This is a genomic window from Bradyrhizobium sp. 187, assembly GCF_023101005.1.
GTDB classification, from domain to species: Bacteria; Pseudomonadota; Alphaproteobacteria; order Rhizobiales; family Xanthobacteraceae; genus Bradyrhizobium; species Bradyrhizobium canariense_D.
On the sequence record NZ_CP064693.1, the window covers coordinates 2,342,625 to 2,362,741 of the forward strand.

Sequence of the window (20,117 nt, forward strand, 5' to 3'; positions counted from 1 at the left end):
GTTTTACGGCTATGCCGGGTTCGTCCCCAATGAACTAACCCCGCTGCCGCGGGCTGCTTCCGGGCCGCCGCTGAAGGCGGCGACCAATTTTTCGAGAACCGGGGAGAAGCCGCCGTCCGTTGGGACGATCGCTTCGGACGACGGCAGTTCCGACGTTCGGTGGCAGGCCGTTGCATGTCCGATGCCATAAGGCACGAGCTGAGGCATTTCGTTGCGGCAACGGTCGACCACGTAGGGGCAGCGGGTGTGGAAGCGGCATCCCGGCGGCGGACTGAGCGCGCTGGGGATTTCGCCCTGCAGCACAATGTGGCTGCGCTTTGCCCGCGGTTTAGGCACGGGAATCGCGGACAATAAAGCCCGGCTGTAGGGATGACGCGGTGCGGCAAACAGCGCGTCCGCCGCCGCCGTCTCGACGATCTGGCCGAGATTCATCACCGCCACGTGGTCGGCGATGTGCTTGACCACCGCGAGGTCGTGCGAGACGAAAATGTAGGCCAGCCCGAGCCGGTCCTGCAGCTCGCGCAGCAGATTGAGGATCTGCGAGCGGATCGAGACGTCGAGCGCCGAGACCGGCTCATCGCAGATGATCAGTTTCGGCTCGACCGCGAGCGCGCGGGCGATGGCGATACGCTGGCGCTGGCCGCCGGAAAACTCGTGCGGGTAACGACGCGCCAGCCGCGGCTCCAGCCCGACCAGCCGCAGGATCTCCTCGACGCGTTCGCGCCGCCGGGCGGGCGGCACCAGATTGTGCAGCGCCAGCGGCTCGGTCAGGATCTGGCCGACGGTCATGCGCGGATTGAGCGAGGCGTAGGGGTCCTGGAAGATGATCTGCGCCTCGCGGCGAAAGGCGCGCAGTGCGCCGGCGTCGAGCGAGAGCAGATCGCGGCCTTCGAAACGGATCGTGCCTGCATCCGGCTCGATCAGCCGCAGCACCAGGCGGCTAACGGTGGATTTGCCGCAGCCGGATTCACCGACCAGCGCTAGCGTCTTGCCGGCATCGAGCGAGAAGGAAACGCCATCGACGGCTTTGACATGCGCCAGCGCCCGGCCGAACAGCGAACGCTCGGCGACGAAATGCTTGAGCAGACCCTGAACCTCGAGCAGAGCCATCACGACACCAGACGTTCGAGCGGGGCGCGCAGGCAGCGCGAGAGGTGGCCGGGGCTGACTTCGAGCAGCGGGGGCGGCGCCTTGGTGCAGGCGTCCAGCACGAAGGGGCAGCGTGCGGCGAAGCGGCATCCCGCGGGCGGCTGCATCATGTTCGGGACCATGCCCTCGATCGTGGCGAGCTGGTCGGCGCGATGGTCAAGCCGCGGGATCGAGCCGAGCAGGCCGACGGTGTAGGGATGCTGCGGCGCTGAGAACAGCTCGTCCACCGGCGCGCGCTCGACGATCTCGCCGGCATACATCACCGCGACCTCGTCGCAGACTTCGGCGACGACGCCGAGATCGTGGGTGATCAGGATGATGGCCGCGCCGCTCGCCGCCTTCAATTCGCGCATCAGCTCCAGGATCTGCGCCTGCAGCGTGACATCGAGCGCGGTGGTCGGCTCGTCCGCGATCAGCAGCCGCGGGTCGCAGGCGAGCGCCATCGCGATCATGACGCGCTGGCGCATGCCGCCGGAGAGCTTGTGCGGATATTCGTCGATCCGCCGCTCGGGCGAGGGGATGTGGACGCGGCGCAGCAGATCGATCGCCCGCTCGCGCGCACTCCTGCGCGAACCGCCGCGGTGGCGCAAAATCGTCTCGATGATCTGGTCGCCGATGGTGAAGCTCGGATTGAGCGAGGTCATCGGCTCCTGAAAGATCATCGCGAGCCGGTTGCCGCGAAGGTCGCGCAGCGTCTGGTCCGACGTCTTAAGCAGGTCGAAACCGTCGAAGCTGATCGCGCCGGAGATCTCCGCACTCTGCTTTGGCAGCAGGCCCATGATCGCCAGCGACGTCACGCTCTTGCCGCAGCCGGATTCGCCGACGAGGCCGAGCGTCGCGCCATTGGCGACGCTGAGATCGACGCTGTCGACCGCATGGGTGACGCGGCCGTCGTCGCCGTGAAAACGAATGCGCAGATCGCTGATCTCGATGAGAGGGCTCGGGTTCATGAGCGTTTTGCGCGCGCTGCGGCGATGCTGGCGTCGATGACGCTGCGATCGGTGTTGCCGGCAGGGTTCTGCCGGGTTGGCATGGAAGCGCGGAAGTGGACCCAGAGCTCGTGGCTGACGCGCTCGAGCCGCTCGAGCTCGCCGAGCGGATCGGGATGATCGTCGGCGCGCAGGTCCAGCGCCGGCCATTCCTCCTCGCCGTGGATCAGGAGCGCGGCGGACTGCTTGCCGCGCTTGTCGCCGCCAGCGGCCTCGCCTGCGTGCATCGCGGCGAGCAGGCGGCGCGGGAAGGGCAGGCTGTCATTGGCGATATAGGTTTTTGCGGTCTCGTCGAGCACATCGGCGCCCGCGAGCATGTTGCCGGCGATCGAGAAGCCGCTGCCCGCGATGTGTCCGCACCAATCGACGCAGTCGCCCCCGGTATGCGCGGCAATCGCGCCGCTGGCGTCCATGATGTGGATCTGGCGACTCTCGCGGCCGTCGTCGGTCGCGAGCAGGGCGGCCAGCACGTCGTGCGCGTTGAGGCCCTCACGCAGCAGCTTGACGCCATCGATGCCGTAGTAGGGATTGACGAAAGCCTGCGTCGCGATGGCGCCAAGGCCCGCCGCGACGTAGGGGACACGCGCGCCGACGGCGAAGAAGCGCGTGGCAACGGCGATGCCAAACTGGCCGGTAGCGGAATCGCGCGCGATGATCGACCAGGTCATGTGCTGCCTTTAGCGCCCTGCGGCGTAGCCCTGCATGCCGCGCGGATTGGCGGCGGCGCGGCGGCGCGGACCGACGCGCGAGGCCGCGGTGAGGCGGCCTTCCGACCAGTCCGGTCCGACCTCGACGATATGTCCGCGTTCGCGAAGATTCGCGATCGTCGCCTTCGGCACGCGGTTCTCGACCACGAGCACGCCGGGGCGCGCGGTGCGGGGCCAGAACGAGATCGGGAAATGCTCGGAATGCCAGGCCGGCGCGTCGATCGACTCCTGGAGATTGAGATTGCAGTGGACGTGTCGAAGGAAAAACTGCGTGATCCACTGGTCCTGCTGGTCGCCGCCGGGCGAGCCCCAGGCGAGATAAGGCTCGCCGTCGCGCAGTGCCATGGTCGGCGACAGCGTGGTGCGGGGCCGTTTGCCCGGCGCGAGCGAGCTCGGTTGGTTCTCCTCCAAATCGAACATTTGTGCGCGACTGCCGAGGCAGAAACCCAGCTCGGGAATGACAGGCGAGGATTGCAGCCAGCCTCCCGACGGCGTCGAGGACACCATGTTGCCGACCTTGTCAATGATGTCGAAATGCACGGTGTCGCCGCGCACCTCGCCGAAGCGCCCCACGGTTGGCTCGCCGGCGCCGAGCGCGCCGACGGCCTCGCGCTGGCCCTCGGCTCGGCGCAGCTTGACCACGCCGCCAAGGCCCTCGACCGTGCCGGGCCGGAGATCGAGCGAAGCTTTCTCGGTAACCAACTTACGACGTTCGTCGTTATAGGCATTAGACAGCAGCGTTGCGATCGGGATTTCGCTGAACTTGGGGTCGCCGTAGAATTTTTCGCGATCGGCAAAGGCGAGTTTTGCGCATTCGATCTGGAGATGGATGAACTCCGGTCCGGTCGGATCGAGCCCATCGAGGGCAAAGCCCTTCAGCAGCGCGAGTTGCTGCAGCGTCACGGGACCCTGGCTCCAGACCCCGGCCTTGCAGACCGTGTAGCGGCCATAATCGTAGGTGAGCGGAGCCTCGACCGTCGGCTGCCAGCGCGCCATGTCGTCGGCCGACAGCACACCGCGATGCGGCGAGCCGCTGACGTCCATCACGTCCTGCGTCCGGCAGAATTTGTCGATGGCTTCCGCGACGAAGCCCTGCGACCAGGCCTTGCGTGCGCGCTCGATCTCGGCATCGCGGCCGCCGCCGCCGCTTTCGGCCTCGCTCAGGATTCGCGCATAGGTCGCCGCAAGTGTCTTGTTGGTGAAGAGCGTGCCGGGCTTTGGCACTTCGCCGTTCGGGAGATAGACGGCGGCCGATGTCGGCCAGTGCGTGCGGAATAATTGCTCGACGGTCTGGATTGTGGCGCAGGCGCGCTCGACCAGCGGATAGCCGTCGCGCGCATAGGAGATCGCGGGCTCCAGCACGTCGCGTACGCGCATCGTGCCGTAGTCACGCAGCAGCATCATCCAGGATTCGAAGGTGCCGGGGACGCAGGCCGCGAGCAGGCCGGTGCCGGGCACCATGTCGAGGCCTTCGCTCTTGTAATGCGCGATGGTGGCGCGGGCCGGTGCCGGGCCCTGGCCGCAGATCACCTCGGTGCGGCCGCGCTTCACGTCGTGCACGATGATCGGAACGTCGCCGCCGGGGCCGTTCAGATGCGGCTCGACCACCTGGAGCGTGAAAGCGGTGGCGACGCCGGCGTCAAAGGCATTGCCGCCCTTTTCCAGGATGGCCATCCCGATAGCGGTCGCGATCCAGTGCGTGGTCGCAACGACCCCGAAGGTGCCTTCGATCTCGGGGCGTGTCGTGAAGGGATCGGGATTGACGATGCTGGCCATGGACTACCTCATTTGCGGCGCGCGCAATTGATCACAGGGCCAGGCCGCCGCCAAATGCGCAGGCTGCATGGCACGCGCGCGTCACGCCGGTACCGGCGCGGTGTTGACCGCGTGGCAGGCGACGCCGTCGATCAATTCAGGTGCTTCCCTGCGGCAGAGATCGAACGCCAGCGGGCAGCGCGGATTAAAGGCGCACCCGGACGGCGGGTTGATCGGGTTCGGGATCTCGCCCTTCACGGGGATGCGCTGGCGGCCGCTCATGGCAAGATCAGGCACGGCGCCAAGCAGCATCTTGGTATAGGGCATGCGCGGATGGGCAAACAGCTCGCGCCCTTCCGCGATCTCGACGATGCGGCCGAGATACATCACACCGACGCGGCTCGCCATGTGGCGGACGACGGCGAGGTTGTGGCTGATGAACATGTAGGTCAAGCCGAACTTGTCCTGGAGGTCGCGCATCAGGTTCAGGATCTGCGCCTGCACGGAGACGTCAAGCGCGGAGGTCGGCTCGTCGCAGACGATGAATTCGGCGTCGGAGGCGAGCGCGCGCGCGATCGCGATGCGCTGGCGCTGGCCGCCCGAGAATTCGTGCGGAAATTTCAACCTGTCGTCGGGATGCAGCCCGACGAGGGTGAGAAGCTCTCCGACCCGCGCCTGGATGTCGCGCTCGCCCTCGATCAGGTCGAACGCGCGGATTGGCTCGGAGATGATGGCGTCGACTCGGAAGCGTGGGTTCAGGCTCGCATAGGGATCCTGAAAGATCATCTGGATGCGGCGGCGCAGTTTCCGCCGCGCCTGGGCCTGCCGCGGATCGGTCATTGAGATGCCGTCGATCAAGACGTTGCCGGAGCTTGGCGGCAGCAAGCCGACGACCATCCGCGCCACCGTGGTCTTGCCCGAGCCGGATTCGCCGACCAGTGCAAAGGTCTCGCCCTTCCTGATATCGAAGGTGACGCCATCGACGGCCTTGAGATATTCGAGCTGCCCGCCTTCGAGCATGCGGTTGAGCCAGGGTTTCGAGACGTCGAAGACGCGGCGCAGATTCGTGGCCTGGACGAAGGGAGTGCTCATGCCGCGCTCTCGGCCGGCACGCCGTCATAGAGATGGCAGGCGACGGATTGCGTGCCGCGCGGCAGCGGCTCCGGCCTCTCCACGCGGCATCGGTCGAATGCGAATGCGCAGCGCGGATTGAACGAACAGCCGCGCGGGATCGCCGACAGGCGCGGCATGGAGCCGGGGATCTGCACCAGACGCTTGTCGTCGCCGGCAAGGGTCGGGATCGCGCCCATCAGGCCCTTGGCGTAGGGGTGCAGCGGGTTTCTGACCACGTCCTGCACCGGACCGATCTCGGCGACGCGGCCGGCATACATCACCGCGACCCGGTCGGAGGTCTCGGCGATCACGCCCATGTCGTGGGTCACCAGCATCACCGCAGTGCCATGATCGCGGCCGAGACGCTTGATCAGCGAGATGATCTGCGCCTGCACGGAAACGTCGAGCGCGGTGGTCGGCTCGTCGGCGATGATCAGCTCCGGTTCGGCGCAGATCGCGAGCGCAATCACAACGCGCTGGCGCATGCCGCCGGAGAATTCGTGCGGATAGCCGTCGATGCGCTTTTCCGGAGCCGGGATTCCAACTTCGGCGAGCAGGTCGATGGCTCGGCGGCGGGCGGCGGTCTCGGACAGGTTCAGATGCGTTCTGATCGTCTCGATGAGCTGGTCGCCGACGCGGTAGAGCGGATTGAGCGAGGTGAGGGGGTCCTGGAAGATCATGCCGATCCGTTTTCCCCGGATACGGCGCAGCTCCTCCGCCGGCAAATTGTCGATGCGCAGGCCCGCAAGGCGAATCTCGCCGCCGGCGATGCGGCCCGGCGGATCGATCAGGCCGATCACAGCCAAGCCCGTCACGGACTTGCCGGCGCCGGATTCGCCGACCACGCCGAGTACCTCGCCCTTGGCGATGTCGAAGGAGACGCCATCGATGGCGCGTAGCGTGCCGCGGCGGGAGGCGAACTCGACCTGAAGATTACGCACGGAGAGGATGGGGTCGGTCATGAGCGAGACGCTCTCATCCAGGTTTTGCTCATCCGAATCATGCTTGTCCAGGTCTTGCTCATCCAAGTCTTGCTCATCCGAGTCTTGCCCATCGAAATGTTGCTCATCGGAGCTTGGGGTTGAGCGCGTCGCGCAGCCAGTCGCCGAGCAGGTTGATCGACAGGATCAAGGCAGCGAGCGCGATACCAGGAAAGGCCACGATCCACCATTCGCCCGCGAACAGGTAGTTGTTGCCGATGCGGATCAACGTGCCGAGCGAGGGCATTGTGTCGGGCAGGCCGACGCCAAGGAAGGACAGCGTTGCCTCGGTGATGATGGCGAGCGCAAGGTTGATCGTGGCGATGACCAGGATCGGACCCATCGTGTTTGGCAGCACATGGCGGAACATGATCTTTGGTGCGGGAAGGCCGATCAATTGCGCGGCCGCCACGTAATCCTTGTTCTTCTCGACCATCACGGAACCGCGCACCGTGCGGGCATACCCGACCCAGAAACTCAGGCCAATCGAGATCACCAGCACCACCAGCATGCTGGTTGCATCCAGCCGGTTGCCGAGGATCGATTTGGCGATGCCGTTGACCAGCAGCGCGATCAGGATGGCGGGGAAAGTGAGTTGCACGTCGGCGATCCGCATGATCACGCCGTCCACCGCGCCCCCGAAATAGCCGGCGACCAGGCCAAGCGCGATGCCGAGCGCGCCGGCGAAGATCACGCCGGCCACGCCGACGGCGAGCGAGATGCGCAGCCCGTAGAGAATGGCGGAGAACACGTCGCGGCCCTGCTCGTCGGTGCCGAGCAGGAACGGGCTCTGCCCCTCGGCGGTCCAGAGCGGTGAGATCCGGGAATTCATCAATTGGAGCTGTGCCGGATCGAACGGGTCCTGCACCGCGAGCGCGGAGGCAAAGATCGCGAGCAGGAAGAACAGCACGGTAATGACTGCCGCCACCATGGTCAGCTTGGATCGGCGAAACGAATAGAAGATGTCGCTGTTGAGTGCGCGACTGAACCAGCTGCGGGCGGCATGCGTCGGCAGCGTGCTCGGCTTGTCGGGATGAGAGGCGACCACTTCGGACATACAGGCTGCCTTATGTGGCGCGGCCGACGGTCGCGCGCAGGCGCGGATCGACGACGGTGTAGAGGATGTCGACCACCAGATTGATGGTGACGAAAATCAGTGAGACCATCAACAAGTAGGCGGCCATAATCGGGATATCGACGTTTTGCACGGCCTGTACGAACAGAAGTCCCATGCCGGGCCATTGGAACACGGTTTCGGTGATGATCGAAAATGCAATAACCGAGCCAAACTGCAGGCCGGCTACCGTGATCACCGGAATCAGCGTGTTCTTCAGCGCGTGGCCGAAATGAATGGCACGGGTTGTCAGCCCGCGGGCGCGGGCAAAGCGGATATAATCTGTCCGAAGCACTTCCAGCATCTCCGCGCGCACCAGCCGCATGATCAGGGTCATCTGGAACAGGCCGAGCGTGATCGAGGGCATGATCAGCGCCTTCAGGCCCGACAATGTGAGCAGGCCCGTGGTCCACCAACCCAGCTTGACGACTTCGCCCCGGCCGAACGAGGGCAACCAGCCCAACGTCACCGCGAACAGGTAAATCAGAAGGATGCCGATCAGGAAAGTCGGCAGCGAGATGCCGATCAGCGAAACCGCCTGGAATAATTTGGCGAGCAGGGTGTCGCGCCTGAGCGCCGAATAGACGCCCATCAGGATGCCGGAGACCATTGCAAATACGGTCGCGCAGATCGCAAGTTCCAGCGTTGCCGGCATACGCTCCATCAACAGCGTCGAGACCGGCTGGCGGAACTGATAGGAGACGCCGAACTTGAATTGCGCCGCATCGGCGAAATAGCGCACGAACTGCACCGGCACGGGATCATCGAGGCCCAGCGACTTGCGCACGGCGGCGCGTTCGGCCGCCGGCGTATCAAGCGAGACGATCTGGTTGATGGGGTCGCCGGCGAAGCGGAACATCGAGAACGCGATGATGCCGACGGCGAACATGACGCCGATGGCCTGAACGGCCCGGCGAAGCGTGAAAGCGAGCATGCCTTCCACTTTCCTTGAGTGTGCGTCTGGCCGACGTCTTTGTCAGCCGAAAAAGGAAAGGTCCCGGTAGCCTGACGCTGCCGGGACCTTGTGTTCAACTGACGCTATTCCTTCTTGGTCGCCCAGTGGAACATGACCAGATTGTCGGCGCGCTGCGGCAGGTTGACCTTTTTCGATACGCCCCAGGCCAGCGCCTGCTGGTGCAGCGGAATATAAGCCCAGTCCTTGATGCTGATCTCATACGCTTGCTTGATCAGCTGGTTGCGCTTGGTGGTGTCGGTTTCGACCAGCACCTTGTCGGTGATGGCGTCGAATTCCTTGTTGCAATAGCCGCCGAGATTGGCCTCGCCGCGCGATGATTTCGCATCGTCGCGACAGCCCATGATGTCGTAGAGCACGTTATGGGAGTCCATCGTGCTCGGCGTCCAGCCCAGCATGTAGAACGAGGTCTGATAGCCGCCCTGCTTCAACACCTTGGCGAAGTATTGCGCCTTGGGCTGCGCCAGCAGATTGATCTTGACGCCGATGCGGGCAAGCATGCCCACGACGGCCTGGCAGATCGCCGCGTCGTTGACGTACCGATCGTTCGGGCAATCCATGGTGACCTCGAAGCCTTCGGGGTACCCGGCCTCGGCCAGGAGCTTCTTGGCACCATCTGGATCGAACTTCGGCCGGGTGAACTCCTTGGACAGCACGAACAATTCCGGAGCGATCATCAGCGCCGAGGGCGTGGACAGCCCGCGCATCACCCGCGTCTTGATCAGCTCGATGTCGATGGCTTTGTAGAAGGCTTCGCGGACCTTGACATCCTTGAACGGGTTCTTGCCCTTGATGTTGGAGTAGAGCAGCTCGTCACGCGTCTGATCGAATCCGATGAAGATGGTGCGCAACTCAGGGGCCTTCAGCACCTGGGCATTCGGGCTCGCATCGACGCGGGAGATGTCCTGGATCGGCACCGGCTCGATCACGTCCACTTCACCCGAGAGCAGCGCGGCGACGCGGGTGGCATCGGACGAGATCGGGGTGAAGATAATCTCCTTCAGGTTACCTTCCATCTTGCCCCAGTAGTTGGGATTGGCCTTGAACACGGTCTTCACACCGGGCTGATGGCTTTCGATGATGAAGGGACCGGTGCCGTTCTCGTGAAGCGAGGCATAGCTCGGAGAGGTCGCGGACACCGGCGTCGGCTCGACCGCTTTGTTCTCCTCAGCCCATTTCTTGTCCATGATGTACCAGACATCCCACGACGAATTTAGGATGGGATTGGGCGAGGGCAGGACGAAATCGACTGTGTAGTCGTCGACCTTGACGACCTTGACGTTGGGCGCCAGCCGGGTCTGCATGTTCGAGTTCTTGTTGCGGACGCGATCGGCGGAGAACAGCACGTCGTCGGCGGTGAAGGGGTCGCCGTTATGAAATTTGACGCCCTTGCGCAAATGGAAGCGCCAGCGGGTCGGCTCCGGTGTCTCCCAGCTCTCAGCCAGCGCCGGGATGATCTTCAGGTCCTTGTCGCGCGCGGTGAGGCCTTGATAGACGTGACCGAGATGAGCGTGCGTGGTGGACTCGTTCAGCGAATACGGATCAAGCGACTTGAGATCGCCCTGGTTGGCGTAGCGCAGCGTCTGGCTCGACGCCGGCGAGACCGCCAACGCAAGCATACTGGCGAGCGTCGCCGCAAACAGACTTCGTCCGACTGACATTCTTGACCTCTCCACTCGCCCGCACCGTCATTTTTGATTGTTCGGCGGGGCTGATCGAACCATGTTGCCCAGAGTTCTCGACCCGTGCAAGCGCCATTCCAGCAAGGAACGCGCCAAGTTGCACCGCTGTGCAGCAATGCTGACCGGCATGACGGGAGGACGGGCGCGGCCGCGGCCGATTTTGATTGACCATATCCGCCGATCGGGGAAGCCGGAGCGCCGCCACCGGCTTCAGGTCGCTTGCGTTGTACACCGCCTCGCGGCGATACTGCAGTAGGCCGCTCGAATCTCATCTGGAGGGGACATGAAAGTTAACATCGAAATCGACTGTACCCCCCTCGAAGCCCGTCAGTTCATCGGATTGCCCGACCTGGCACCAATGCAGACGGCGGTCATGGACAAGCTGCAGCAGCAGGTTCTGAGCAACATCGACAAGGTCTCGCCGGAATCGCTGATCCAGAGCTGGTTCACCTTCGATCCAAAGCTTGCCGAGCGATTTCAGGACATGTTCGTCACCATGGCCGGCCTCGGCGGCACGCGCAGCGGCGATAAGAAGAAATAATGCCGCCCGGTCCGGACGGGCCGCAGACCTCAGGCCGGCTTCGTCCGCCGGGCCTTGCTTTGCTGCTCGCCGAAGCCCGTGGGTTGCTCGAACTCAACGCCAGCCTGCTGCTGTCGCCGGTCCTGATGCGGGCGCCAAAAGGCGACGGCCATCCGGTGCTGGCGCTGCCTGGCTTCCTCGCCAGCGATCTCTCGATGGCGCCGATGCGGCGCTATCTCAGCGAGCTTGGCTATGAGGCACATGCCTGGCGGATGGGCCGAAATTTCGGCGGGTTCGGACGGATGCGGGATTCGTTGCGCGCCCGTCTAGCCGAAATCCATGCTGCGAGCGGCCGCAAGGTCAGCCTGGTCGGATGGAGTCTCGGCGGCGTCTATGCGCGCGATCTCGCGCTCCAGGCGCCCGACATGGTCCGCAATGCCATCACGCTCGGCAGCCCTTTTGCCAATGACATACGGGCGACCAATGCGACGCGGCTCTACGAGATGATGTCCGGCGAGCGTGTCGAGGATTTCGCCGAGCTGCGCGTGGCGATCGCCGGCGATCTTCCGGTGCCGGCGACGTCGATCTATTCGCGCGCCGACGGGATTGTGAACTGGCGGACCTGCCTGCTGCGTCCCTCCGACCGTGCCGAGAACATCGAGGTGCACCTGGCGAGCCATATCGGGCTTGGGGTGAATCCCGCGGCGCTGTGGGCCGTGGCGGACCGCCTTGCGCAACCGGAGGGAGAGTTCTGGCCATTTGACAGGGCAGGGCCGTTTGCCATTGCATATGCCCCGCCGGAACAGGCAGTATCGGCCTGACGAGAAGCGCCGCCTAAGGCGCCCGTCAAATACTCGGGAGGGAACTATGGCTGACGGTAAGAAGCTGTCGTCGCTGGACGCGTCGTTTCTCTATCTGGAAACGCCGGAAATGCCGATGCATGTCGGGAGCATGGCGATCTTTCGTCTGCCGGACGACTACAAGGGCGACTTCTTCGAAGATTTCAAGGCGATGATCGTCTCGCGCCTGCACATCGCGCCGATCCTCAAAGCGCGGCTGGAGAAGGCGCCGCTCGATATCGATCATCCCTCCTGGATCGAGGACGATCAGTTCGACATTGACCGTCACATCTTCCGCGCCAGCCTGCCGCAGCCGCGCGACCGCGCTACGCTCGAACGCATAGTGGGCTGGATGCACGCCAAGCTCTTGAACCGTGCCCGCCCGCTCTGGGAGTTCTACGTGTTCGAGGGCATGAAGGACAACGAGGTCGGGCTCTATTCCAAGATGCATCATGCCGCCATCGACGGCGGCGCCGGTGCGGCGCTGACCAACATGATCTACGACATCTCGCCGATCCCGCGGAAGGTCGATCCGCCGACCGCGGGAGCGAAGCCCGGGCAGGAGCCGCGCGACATCGCAGCGAACCTGGTCGATTCCTACCAGCAGCTTTTCACCCAGCCGCTCGATGCATCGGCGGCCGCGAAGAATCTGCAGCTGCCACGCACCGGCAAGAGCGATATCGGTTCGATCCTGTTCGACAATGCGATGTACCAGATCGAGAGTGCGGTGCGCTTTGCCGGCAACATCCCAACCATGGTCAAGAGCGTCTCGGACGTGCTCGGCAAGATATCCGATCCAAAATCGCGCGAGAGCCTCGCCAGCATGGTCTCGCCGCCGACCATGCTCAACAAATCGATCTCGTCCGAGCGCAGCTTCGCCGGTGTCTCGATTTCGCTGTCGCGATCCAAGGCGCTGGCCAAGCAGGCCGGCGGCAAACTCAACGACGTCGTGCTGGCGCTCGCTTCCGGGGTGGTCCGGCGCTACCTGCAGCAACATGGAACGCTGCCGGCGAAGTCCTTGACCGCTGCCGTACCGATCTCGCTGCGCGAGGAGGGCAACACCGACGCCAACAACCAGGTGTTCGGCATGATCTGCTCGATCGCAACCAACATCGACGATCCCAAGGCACGCCTGGAAGCCATTATCGCGCAATCGACCAAGTCCAAGGAGATGTCGCATCCACTACGGGCTCTGATGCCGCAGATCTCCAATATCTCGATGCTGGGCGCGCCGATTGTCGTGCAGATCATGGCGCTGCTCTACAGCCGCTCCGACTTGTCGAATGTGTTGCCGCCGGCTGCGAACATTACGGTGTCCAACGTGCCGGGGCCGCGGCAGACGCTCTACGCCGCGGGCGCGGAGCTGTTGCACATCTTCCCGGTATCGATCTCGACGCACGGACAGGCGCTCAACATCACCGTGCAGAGCTATCGCGACCAGCTCGATTTCGGCTTCATCGTCGGCGCCAACATCATTCCGCACGTGGAGGTGATGTGCGACATGCTGCCGGAAGAATTCGCCGCGCTCGAGGCTGCCTATGCTTCGCCCGCGGCGGACATCAAGGGCGCCGCTGAGTAGGAATGTTCCGATGATTGAAATGCCACCGCTCAAGTTCGTACAGACGAACGGAATCCGCATGGGCTATTACGAGGCGGGCCCGGTTACAGACAAGCCGCCGATGGTGCTGTGCCATGGCTGGCCCGAACTCGCATTTTCCTGGCGCCACCAGATCAAGGCGCTGAGCGAGGCCGGCATCCGCGTGATCGCGCCGGACCAGCGCGGCTACGGCGCGACCGACCGGCCAGAGCCGGTCGAGGACTACGACATCGAGCACCTGACCGGCGATCTGATCGGCCTGCTCGACCATCTTCAGATCGACAAGGCGATCTTCGTCGGCCATGACTGGGGCGGTTTTATCGTCTGGCAGATGCCACTCCGGCACATCGACCGGGTCGCCGGCGTGGTCGGCATCAATACGCCTCATACCAACCGCGCCTGGGCCGATCCGATCGAGCTCCTGCGCGCGCGCTTCGGCGAAAAGATGTATATCGTGCAGTTCCAGGATCCCGCGCGTGAGCCCGACAACATCTTTGGCAGTCGCGTCGAGCAGACCTTCGATGCCTTCATGCGCAAGCCCGTAGCGCGCCCGGCAGATGCTCCGGCGGAGGAAGTCGTCGCGGGTGTCGGTGCCTCCCCGCGACTGAACCTGGCATTTCCGCAGATGATCGCGGGCTACGATGCGAAGCACGATCCTCGCACGCCGATCCTGTCGCCGGAAGAGAAAAAGGTGTTCGTGGACAATTTCACCAGGACGGGCTTCACCGGCGGCATCAACTGGTACCGCAATATGTCCCGCAACTGGATGCGCGCCGAAGGGCTCGATCATACGGTGCGCGTGCCGTCGCTGATGATCATGGCCGAGAACGACGCGGTGTTGCCGCCGTCTTCCGCCGATGGCATGGACAAGCTGATCCCCGATCTGGAAAAATATCTGGTCCGCGACAGCGGCCATTGGACGCAGCAGGAGAAGCCGGAGGAAGTCAGCGCCAAGCTGATCGAATGGCGTAGAAGGCGGTTTGGCTAGCTCGCAACGACGGCGTTGAATACCGAGGCAGGGGAAGCACTTTTAATGTCATCGAAGAACCGTCTGGACCCGATCCCGCAGCCGCCGACCAAGCCGGTGGTCGGCAACATGCTGTCGCTGGATTCGGCCGCACCGGTGCAGCATCTGACCCGGCTTGCCAAGGAGCTGGGGCCGATCTTCTGGCTCGACATGATGGGCTCGCCGATCGTGGTCGTCTCCGGCCACGATCTCGTCGACGAGCTCTCCGACGAGAAGCGTTTCGACAAGACGGTGCGCGGTGCCCTGCGGCGGGTGCGCGCGGTCGGCGGCGACGGCTTGTTCACGGCCGACACCAGGGAGCCGAACTGGAGCAAGGCGCACAACATCCTGCTCCAGCCTTTCGGCAACCGCGCCATGCAGTCCTATCACCCGAGCATGGTCGACATCGCGGAGCAGCTCGTGGGCAAATGGGAACGGCTCAACGCCGACGACGAGATCGACGTCGTCCACGACATGACGGCGCTGACGCTGGATACGATCGGCCTGTGCGGCTTCGACTACCGCTTCAATTCGTTCTACCGGCGCGATTACCACCCCTTCGTCGAGTCGCTGGTGCGCTCGCTCGAAACCATCATGATGACGCGCGGCCTGCCGTTCGAGCAGCTCTGGATGCAGAAGCGGCGCAAGACCATGGCTGAAGATGTCGACTTCATGAACAGGATGGTCGACGAGATCATTGCGGAGCGCCGCAAGGGAGGCGAGGCGACCGACGACAAGAAGGATATGCTTGCGGCGATGATGACGGGCGTCGATCGCTCGACCGGCGAGCAGCTCGACGACGTCAACATCCGCTACCAGATCAACACGTTCCTGATCGCAGGCCACGAGACCACCAGCGGCCTGTTGTCCTGCGCGCTCTATGCGTTGCTCAAGCACCCCGACATTCTAAAAAAAGCCTATGACGAGGTCGACCGCGTCCTCGGTCCCAATGTCGACGTGCGTCCGACCTATCAACAGGTCACGCAGCTCACTTACATCACGCAGATCCTCAAGGAGGCGCTGCGGCTATGGCCGCCGGCGCCGGCCTATGGCATCTCCCCACTGAACGACGAGGCTATCGGCGGCGGCAAGTACAAGCTCAGGAAGGGCACGTTCACCACCATCCTGGTGACCGCGCTGCATCGCGATCCCTCTGTCTGGGGTCCCAACCCGGATGCGTTCGATCCGGAGAATTTCAGCCGGGAGGCGGAAGCCAAACGGCCGATCAATGCCTGGAAGCCGTTCGGCAACGGCCAGCGCGCCTGCATCGGCCGCGGCTTCGCCATGCACGAGGCCGCGCTCGCGCTCGGCATGATCCTCCAGCGCTTCAAGCTGGTCGACCACCAGCGCTACCAGATGCATCTGAAGGAAACGCTCACGATGAAGCCGGAAGGCTTCAAGATCAAGGTCCGTCCGCGCGCCGATCGCGAGCGCGGCGCTTATGGTGGACCTGTAGCGGTGTCGTCGGCGCCGAAGGCACCGCGCCAGCCCACCGCGCGTCCCGGCCACAACACGCCGATGCTCGTACTTTACGGCTCCAATCTCGGCACCGCCGAAGAGCTGGCGACGCGGATGGCCGACCTTGCCGAGATCAACGGCTTTGCCGTGCATTTGGGGCCGCTCGACGATTACGTCGGCAAGCTGCCGCGGGAGGGCGGCGTCCTGATCATCTGCGCCTCCTATAACGGCGCGCCGCCGGACAATGCGACACAATTTGTCAAATGGCTCGGCGACGAGCTGCCGAAGGATGCGTTTGCCGATGTGCGCTACGCCGTGTTCGGCTGCGGCAACAGCGACTGGGCCGCGACCTATCAATCGGTACCGCGCTTCATCGATGAACAATTATCGGCGCATGGTGCGCGCGCGGTCTATCCGCGTGGCGAAGGCGATGCGCGCAGCGATCTCGACGGCCAGTTTCAGAAATGGTTCCCGGCGGCCGCCCAGGTCGCGACCAAGGAATTCGGCATCGACTGGAATTTCACCCGTACCGCGGAGGATGATCCGCTCTACGCGATCGAGCCGGTCGCGGTGACCGCCGTCAACACCATCGTCGCCCAGGGCGGCGCGGTGGCCATGAAGGTGGTGGTCAATGACGAGCTTCAGAACAAGGCCGGTTCCAATCCGTCGGAGCGCTCGACGCGCCACATCGAGGTGCAGCTGCCGTCCAACATCACGTACCGCGTCGGCGATCATCTGAGTGTGGTCCCGCGCAACGATCCGACGCTGGTGGATTCGGTTGCCCGTCGCTTCGGCTTCCTGCCGGCCGACCAAATCAGGCTTCAGGTCGCCGAAGGCCGCCGCGCGCAATTGCCGGTCGGCGATGCCGTGTCAGTGGGCCGCCTGCTCAGCGAGTTCGTCGAGCTCCAGCAAGTGGCGACACGGAAGCAGATTCAGATCATGACCGAGCATACGCGTTGTCCGGTCACGAAACCAAAACTGCTGGCCTTCGTTGGCGAGGAGGCTGAAACACTCGAGCGTTATCGCAGCGAGATTCTGGCCAGGCGAAAATCGGTGTTCGATCTGCTGCTCGAATATCCGGCCTGCGAATTGCCGTTCCACGTCTATCTGGAAATGCTCTCGCTGCTGGCGCCGCGCTATTACTCGATCTCGTCTTCGCCGTCGGTCGACCCGGTTCGTTGCAGCGTCACGGTCGGGGTGGTTGAAGGACCGGCCGCCTCCGGCCGCGGCACCTACAAGGGTATCTGCTCGAACTATCTCGCCAATCGACGCGCGGGCGACGTGATCCATGCAACCGTGCGTGAGACCAAGGCCGGCTTCCGGCTCCCGGACGATCCATCCGTGCCGATCGTCATGATCGGCCCGGGCACGGGACTGGCGCCGTTCCGCGGCTTCCTCCAGGAGCGCGCCGCGCGCAAGGTCAAGGGCGACGCGCTCGGTCCGGCCATGCTGTTTTTCGGCTGCCGTCATCCCGATCAGGATTTTCTCTACGCGGACGAGCTGAAGGCGCTGGGGGCGAGCGGCATCACCGAGCTGTTCACGGCGTTCTCGCGCGCGGAGGGGCCAAAGACCTATGTGCAGCACGTCCTCGCTGCGCAGAAGGACAAGGTCTGGCCGCTGATCGAGCAGGGCGCGATCGTCTATGTCTGTGGCGACGGCAGCAAGATGGAGCCCGACGTGAAGGCGGCGCTGGTCGCGATCCATCGCGAGAAGAGCGGCAGCGATGCCGCCACGGCTGCCCGCTGGATCGAGGAGATGGGTGCAAAGAACCGGTATGTGCTGGACGTATGGGCGGGTGGATAACCCGGCAGCCGGACGTGCTAAAGCTCTCGCATGATTCCCTGGGAAAAGATCGACACCGCCAAAATCCCCGGCTCCGATGAAGAGCTTCGCCTGATGCGGCGAGGCAAGGAGTTCTCCATCAAGCTCGGCACCAACGAGCTGATGAACAACCGCCTGTCGGGCTCCGAGGCCGCGCTCGCCACGCTCGCGGCGAAGCAGATCGAGACGGTCGCAAAACCTGTCGTCCTCATCGGGGGCCTGGGCATGGGTTTTACGCTGCGTGCTGCGCTGACCGTGCTCGGAAGCAAGGCGAAGATCGTTGTCTCCGAGCTCGTGCCGGCGGTGGTCGCCTGGGCGCGGGGTCCGATGGCGCAGGTGTTCGGCGACAGCCTCGATGACTCCAGGGTGAGCATTCGGGAAACCGACGTTGGCGAAATCATCCGGGCGCAGCGGTCGGCATTCGATGCCATCCTCCTCGACGTCGATAACGGGCCGGAAGGGCTGACCCGGAAGGGCAATGATGCGCTCTACAATGCGAGCGGGTTGAAGGCGGCGAAGACGGCGCTGCGGACGGGCGGCGTGCTCGCGGTCTGGTCCTCGGGGCCCAACCCGGCCTTCACCAAGCGGCTCGGGAGCGCCGGATTCGACGTCAACGAAGTCAATATCCGCGCCACCGGAAGAGGCGGTGGCGCACGTCACGTGATCTGGATGGCGAGGAAGAGCTAGGCCGCCTGCCCAGCAACCGGTTCGATCCGTCAGAACATCGTGTTGTTGTTCGCCGGATTTTCCGGGATCGGTTGCACGACGTCCCAGTGTTCGACAACCTTGCCGTTCTCCAGCTTGAAGATGTCGACGATCGCATTGCCCCTGCTGCCGGGCTCGCGAACCGCGTGAACGTGCAGGATGACGTAGTCGCCATCCACGAAGCTGCGCTTGATCTCGCTGTGCGAGTTCGGGAATTTATCCCGGAGGAAGCCGATGAACTTTCGGAATCCGTCCGGACCATCGGCCGCGTTTGGATTGTGCTGGACGTAGCGGTCGCCGACATAGGCGAGGGCTGCATCGGCGTCCTTTTGGTTGAGCCCCTTCTCGTAGAACGCAAGGACAGTTTTGCGATTGGCTTCTTCTTGCGCGCCACCCGCCATCGCGGCGCCGCTGGCGAGGGACAGCGTGAGGACTGAAGCAGCGACGATTGCGGCCGACCGGACGATGAGATGCATGTGAACTCCGAGAGGCCGCGGCCTCTTTGTTGGCGATTGAGGTTCTCGGCGATTGAAGGAGGCCTGTATAGCTTTCGCACCGGCACGCGTTAAGAGAGTAACCGGCAGCTCACATGGTCACCGTGAGGAGACTGTCTGCGTCGGTCAATCTACGCCGCCTGCACCGCCGCGCCATGGGCGTGCTTGGCGATGGCGTCGATGATGTCCGGCCAGAATCGCATCGGCAGCGCGTGGCCCATGCCGTCGATCATCAGCAGCTTGGCCCCCGAAATTGACTCTGCCGTGTCCCTGCCGCCCTCGGGACGGACCAGCGGATCGACGGTGCCGTGGATGACGAGTGTCGGCGTCTTGACGCCATGCAGCCGCTCCTTGCGGCTACCCGAGGCGAGCACCGCGCGGAGCTGCCGGCCGACACCGGCCGGATTGAGCCCGCGCGCGAACACGCGCTCGGCACGACCGGGATCGAGCGCCTCTTCCTCCGGGAAGGACCCGGCCCGCAACACCTTCCAAGTCTGGCCGTAGCGGACGATGAACTCCTCCTTGCTGCGCGGCGGCGGCGCCATCAGCATCGCGGCGGCCTCGCGAGTCGGGGGCGGCAGGCGCGGATTGCCGGTCGTCGACATGATCGAGGTGAGCGAGCGCACCCGCTCGGGAAACGACAACGTCACTTCCTGCGCAATCATTCCGCCCATGGACGCCCCGACCAGGTGCGCCGACTTGATGCCGAGCGCATCCATCAGCCCGACAGTGTCTTTTGCCATGTCGATCAGCTTGTAGGTTGCGGCCACGGGAATCCTGAGGAATCGGAGCTTCAACAGCTCGAGCGGCGTCAGACGCTTGCCGCCTGTGAGATGGCTCGACTTGCCGATGTCGCGATTGTCGAACCGGATGACGCGAAAGCCGTGCGCGGCGAGCTGCTCACAGAACGCATCGTCCCAGTGGATCATCTGGGCGCCTAACCCCATGATCAGAAGCAGCGGCTCGGCACTGTCGTTGCCGAAAGTCTCGTAACAGATGTCGATGCCGTTGGCGTGGACGGTTTGCGGCGGATGATAGGCGTTCACGGGTGCGTTCCCTCGGCTTTTGATTAATGCTGTATCGCACGGTTTCCCCTCGCAATGAAGCCGCGTTCGCGACACCGGACCCGCTGCTTGCCGGTTGACCGGCACCGCGCAACGGTGTGGTATGGCGAAAAAGGAAGGGCATCGAAGCTCTCGCTTTCAGGAGGACGCC

At 64.1% G+C, this 20,117-nt stretch carries 17 protein-coding genes; 6 read left to right on the forward strand and 11 right to left on the reverse strand.

Annotation, left to right across the window (positions count from 1 at the left end; genetic code table 11):
- Positions 1-9: 9 nt before the first annotated feature.
- The 9 genes from IVB19_RS11085 to IVB19_RS11125 all read right to left on the reverse strand — a co-directional run bounded on the left by IVB19_RS11085 (position 10) and on the right by IVB19_RS11125 (position 10,441).
- Complete coding sequence (locus IVB19_RS11085) at positions 10-1,110, reverse strand: ABC transporter ATP-binding protein (RefSeq protein WP_247821406.1); 1,101 nt, start codon at positions 1,108-1,110, stop codon at positions 10-12.
- The gene (locus IVB19_RS11090) at positions 1,110-2,099 is read right to left on the reverse strand and encodes an ABC transporter ATP-binding protein (RefSeq protein WP_247821408.1); all 990 of its coding nucleotides are present in this window, start codon (positions 2,097-2,099) and stop codon (positions 1,110-1,112) included. The genes IVB19_RS11085 and IVB19_RS11090 overlap by 1 nt, the downstream gene beginning before the upstream one ends.
- Positions 2,096-2,806, reverse strand: a complete 711-nt coding sequence (locus IVB19_RS11095) for a DUF1028 domain-containing protein (RefSeq protein ID WP_247488753.1) — start codon at positions 2,804-2,806, stop codon at positions 2,096-2,098. Before IVB19_RS11095 ends, IVB19_RS11090 begins: the two co-directional genes overlap by 4 nt.
- Before the next feature lie 9 nt (positions 2,807-2,815).
- Positions 2,816-4,621 (reverse strand): gamma-glutamyltransferase family protein, encoded by a 1,806-nt coding sequence (locus tag IVB19_RS11100; RefSeq protein ID WP_247488750.1) that lies wholly within the window; start codon positions 4,619-4,621, stop codon positions 2,816-2,818.
- Between the two features lie 81 nt (positions 4,622-4,702).
- A complete protein-coding gene (locus IVB19_RS11105; RefSeq protein ID WP_247363485.1) occupies positions 4,703-5,692 on the reverse strand; it encodes an ABC transporter ATP-binding protein in 990 nt (329 codons plus the stop codon).
- Positions 5,689-6,675, reverse strand: coding sequence for an ABC transporter ATP-binding protein (locus IVB19_RS11110; protein WP_247363484.1), 987 nt, complete (start codon positions 6,673-6,675; stop codon positions 5,689-5,691). The genes IVB19_RS11105 and IVB19_RS11110 overlap by 4 nt, the downstream gene beginning before the upstream one ends.
- Before the next feature lie 103 nt (positions 6,676-6,778).
- On the reverse strand, positions 6,779-7,750 hold the full coding sequence (locus IVB19_RS11115) for an ABC transporter permease (protein WP_018457036.1): 972 nt from the start codon (positions 7,748-7,750) through the stop codon (positions 6,779-6,781).
- A 10-nt stretch (positions 7,751-7,760) separates the two neighbouring features.
- Positions 7,761-8,741, reverse strand: a complete 981-nt coding sequence (locus IVB19_RS11120; RefSeq protein WP_007607877.1) for an ABC transporter permease — start codon at positions 8,739-8,741, stop codon at positions 7,761-7,763.
- 104 nt (positions 8,742-8,845) lie between these two features.
- Positions 8,846-10,441 (reverse strand): ABC transporter substrate-binding protein, encoded by a 1,596-nt coding sequence (locus IVB19_RS11125; RefSeq protein WP_018457035.1) that lies wholly within the window; start codon positions 10,439-10,441, stop codon positions 8,846-8,848.
- A 304-nt stretch (positions 10,442-10,745) separates the two neighbouring features.
- Here IVB19_RS11125 and IVB19_RS11130 point away from each other — a divergent pair, with 304 nt between their 5' ends.
- From IVB19_RS11130 to IVB19_RS11155, 6 genes are read left to right on the forward strand one after another with little or no spacing between them, the layout of a single operon-like run.
- Complete coding sequence (locus IVB19_RS11130; protein WP_007593837.1) at positions 10,746-11,003, forward strand: DUF6489 family protein; 258 nt, start codon at positions 10,746-10,748, stop codon at positions 11,001-11,003.
- Complete coding sequence (locus tag IVB19_RS11135) at positions 11,003-11,803, forward strand: esterase/lipase family protein (RefSeq protein WP_018457034.1); 801 nt, start codon at positions 11,003-11,005, stop codon at positions 11,801-11,803. Before IVB19_RS11130 ends, IVB19_RS11135 begins: the two co-directional genes overlap by 1 nt.
- A 46-nt stretch (positions 11,804-11,849) precedes the next feature.
- Positions 11,850-13,400: a WS/DGAT/MGAT family O-acyltransferase gene (locus IVB19_RS11140; RefSeq protein ID WP_247394401.1), complete on the forward strand. Its 1,551-nt coding sequence runs from the start codon at positions 11,850-11,852 to the stop codon at positions 13,398-13,400.
- Positions 13,401-13,410: 10 nt separating this feature from the next.
- A complete protein-coding gene (locus tag IVB19_RS11145; RefSeq protein WP_247821409.1) occupies positions 13,411-14,406 on the forward strand; it encodes an alpha/beta fold hydrolase in 996 nt (331 codons plus the stop codon).
- A gap of 45 nt (positions 14,407-14,451) precedes the next feature.
- Complete coding sequence (locus tag IVB19_RS11150) at positions 14,452-17,685, forward strand: bifunctional cytochrome P450/NADPH--P450 reductase (protein ID WP_247488745.1); 3,234 nt, start codon at positions 14,452-14,454, stop codon at positions 17,683-17,685.
- A gap of 30 nt (positions 17,686-17,715) precedes the next feature.
- Positions 17,716-18,390, forward strand: coding sequence for a spermine/spermidine synthase domain-containing protein (locus IVB19_RS11155; RefSeq protein ID WP_247488743.1), 675 nt, complete (start codon positions 17,716-17,718; stop codon positions 18,388-18,390).
- Between the two features lie 29 nt (positions 18,391-18,419).
- On the opposite strand, the gene IVB19_RS11160 is transcribed toward IVB19_RS11155, so the two are convergent.
- Positions 18,420-18,884, reverse strand: a complete 465-nt coding sequence (locus tag IVB19_RS11160; RefSeq protein ID WP_018457029.1) for a nuclear transport factor 2 family protein — start codon at positions 18,882-18,884, stop codon at positions 18,420-18,422.
- A 149-nt stretch (positions 18,885-19,033) separates the two neighbouring features.
- Entirely contained in the window at positions 19,034-19,948 is a 915-nt protein-coding gene (locus IVB19_RS11165; RefSeq protein ID WP_247488741.1) for an alpha/beta fold hydrolase, read from the reverse strand.
- Positions 19,949-20,117: the final 169 nt, after the last annotated feature.